A 2,819-nucleotide genomic window follows, 5' to 3' on the forward strand; every position below is an offset into this window, starting at 1 on the left:
AGTTATTAAATTTGCAGGTAACTCAAACTACAAAGCAATAAACCAAAAAGCAAAACTAACAGTTAAAAAATAGGAAATAATCAAAATAATTAGATTTAGAGGGTAATTTAGGTTTTTTGAAAAATTTATAATTTTGAGAAATTTCTTTAAAATATTTATCAAAAAGTTTTTAAAAATTTGAGATGAAATTATGTCAAAAATAATTAATAAATTATTAATTATGACTATGTTGGTAATGCTTATTTGCTGCGTAAGTGCAGTAAGTGCAGCCGACATAAACGGCACAGACGATGTCAGTGATGACGTAATTGGTGAAGTCATTGATGATGCTGTAATTGATGATGTATCCAATGATGATGTAGTTGGTGAAGTCATTGATGATGCTGTAATTGATGATGTATCCAATGATAGTAAAATCGATGATGTTGTCGAAGAGGTTAATGTTGACGACTCTCAGGATAAGGGCGTTGATAAAGAAAATTCAAGACCAACTTCCACTTATTATGTGGTAAACTCCAGTAATGTTGGAGATTATTTCAATACTACTACTGGTAAAGTATTAACAACAAAATTTTTAAATTTCACCGGAACTTTCAATAATGTTCCATTTTCCAATTTTATTATTAATAAAAACAATGGATTGAAGTTTAGTAATGCTGTATTTATTAATGTAGGATTTGAATTATTGTCTGATGAATTGATTATAGATGGTGCAACTTTTATTATGAATGCGCCTAATGGTGCTAATTGTACTGTAATTAGTGTGAAGAATGCAAATGATGTAGTAATTTCAAATAATGTAATTAATTATACTTGCAATTATGCAAATACTGCAACTTATAATCATGTAATTAGGGTAGTTGGTGGTAGTAATGTTGAAGTTTCAGAAAACAATATTACTGCATACTTGCCATTAAAAGATGTGGACTACTCACAACAGTATCCTAGCATATACACAGATCTTGTAGCCGGTGTTGCAGTACAAGGTTCAAATAAATTTAGATTTACAAATAACAGATTATTAGTAAATGTTTCACGTAATAGTACTGGTTATCCAACATTGGATGCATTTATTATTGTTGGCTCACAAAAAGCAAACATTGCTCATAATACAATAATTGAAATTGATAATAAAACCATGCCTGGAAATAACAATTATCTATATGCAGTAGATGTTTACCAATGCTCCAATTCAGTAATTGATAGTAACAAGATTACTTTAGAAAGTAAAGGAGGATCATTTATTCAGGGTACTAATAATGGTACAGGAGCTGCATATGGTATACAACTAACTGGTGGACACACTGGTGTTGTGATATCTAATAATAACATAACTACTTCAAATAATGGTCCAAATTGTGGTATTTATTCACAAAACTATCCTGGAACTACTGGTTTAAGCATAACTGGAAATAGAATCAATGTTTCTGGTAATGCAGGTTTACATGCATGGTCTTTAGTAACTGGTATGGAATTAGGGGATGATAATGATTATGTTGCACGTAATATTATTCATGTAATCAATAAAGCACCATATGTTTCAACTCATAATGCCTATGGTATAAGTTATTCACAGGCCGCTATGAGACATCCTTACTTTAACATCACTAACAACACTGTTGAAGTAAAAAATGGAACCTATGCAGTTTTCATCATGTCTGGAGGTAGTGGAAGTGTCACTAACAATTGCTTAAATACCACTGCTCACTGTTGTAACAATGCTGTAAATAGTAATCCTAATGTAGTTGTTAGTGGCAATTATTGCCCGTTAGGTTCAAATTGTACTTGTGGCTGCAATTGCACTGTCCATAACAATAATATTCCAATTAAATCCATTTTAAAATCAGGAGATATTCTTGGTGTTTCAGCACCAGAGGTATTGTCCTCAGTAAATGATGAGTTGTTGACTGAAACTGAATGCATTATTTATGTTGGTGAAAATAAGACTGAAAATGGGAATGGATCTTATGAAAATCCATTTGCAACATTGGAATTGGCTCATGCAAGTGTAAGTGGACATTATGATAAAATAATAATTAATATTTTTAATGGAACTTATCTGTTAAATAAAGAATTTTTGTTTGACACAGATGAATTAATTGTTCAAGGGGTTTCTGGAGAAGTTATTCTTATTGCTCCAGAGCCTTTTGGTGATTTTACTAAGGCAGCATTTAAGTTATCTTCTTCTAACTCTAAATTTGCTATGAATAATATTACTTTTGATGGGGGAACTGAATCTTCTTCATATGAGATGGCATATTTTGTACCAATTAGTGGCGAAGCAGATATAGTTACATTTACTAATTGTAAGTTTACTTCTATTAGATTTCTGTTAAGTCCTTCATATGATTCATATTATATTAATTGTGTGTTTGAAAACTACCGTGCGAATCGTCTATTCACCATGGATTTTGATGGAAGTCACTTTGCAAGTTTTAAAAATTCTATTTTTTTATTCCCAAGTAATTTTAAAACAATTCCTATGGATGAAGATGATCCGAATGTAGATATTCGTTTAGATGGAATTTGGTTTGGTCAAAATAGTGTTCCTAAATATGTTAAAAATAGTGGTGATGGTGTTAAATTTAACAATAAATATGCAATATTTACCGCATCAGAAAATTATATTGGGAATAATCAATATGAAATTATAGGTAAATTAACTTGGAATGACAATACTTTAGAAGGAATTGATAACTTCCAACCAATGACTGTTACATTATCTTCAAGTACTGGTGATATTCAAGCTAGTGCTGTTTTAGTTAATGGTACATTCAAAGCTATTTATAATAGTACTTCTTCTAGTAATTTGGTTAATG

The 2,819-nt window shown here is 30.5% G+C and carries 1 pseudogene; it reads left to right on the forward strand.

The features are described 5' to 3' along the window. Positions 1-190: 190 nt before the first annotated feature. Positions 191-2,819: pseudogene (locus Q0W26_RS11910) on the forward strand (hypothetical protein); the annotation flags it as partial.

The organism is uncultured Methanobrevibacter sp. (genome assembly GCF_947169325.1).
In the GTDB taxonomy this organism is placed as follows: Archaea; Methanobacteriota; Methanobacteria; order Methanobacteriales; family Methanobacteriaceae; genus Methanocatella.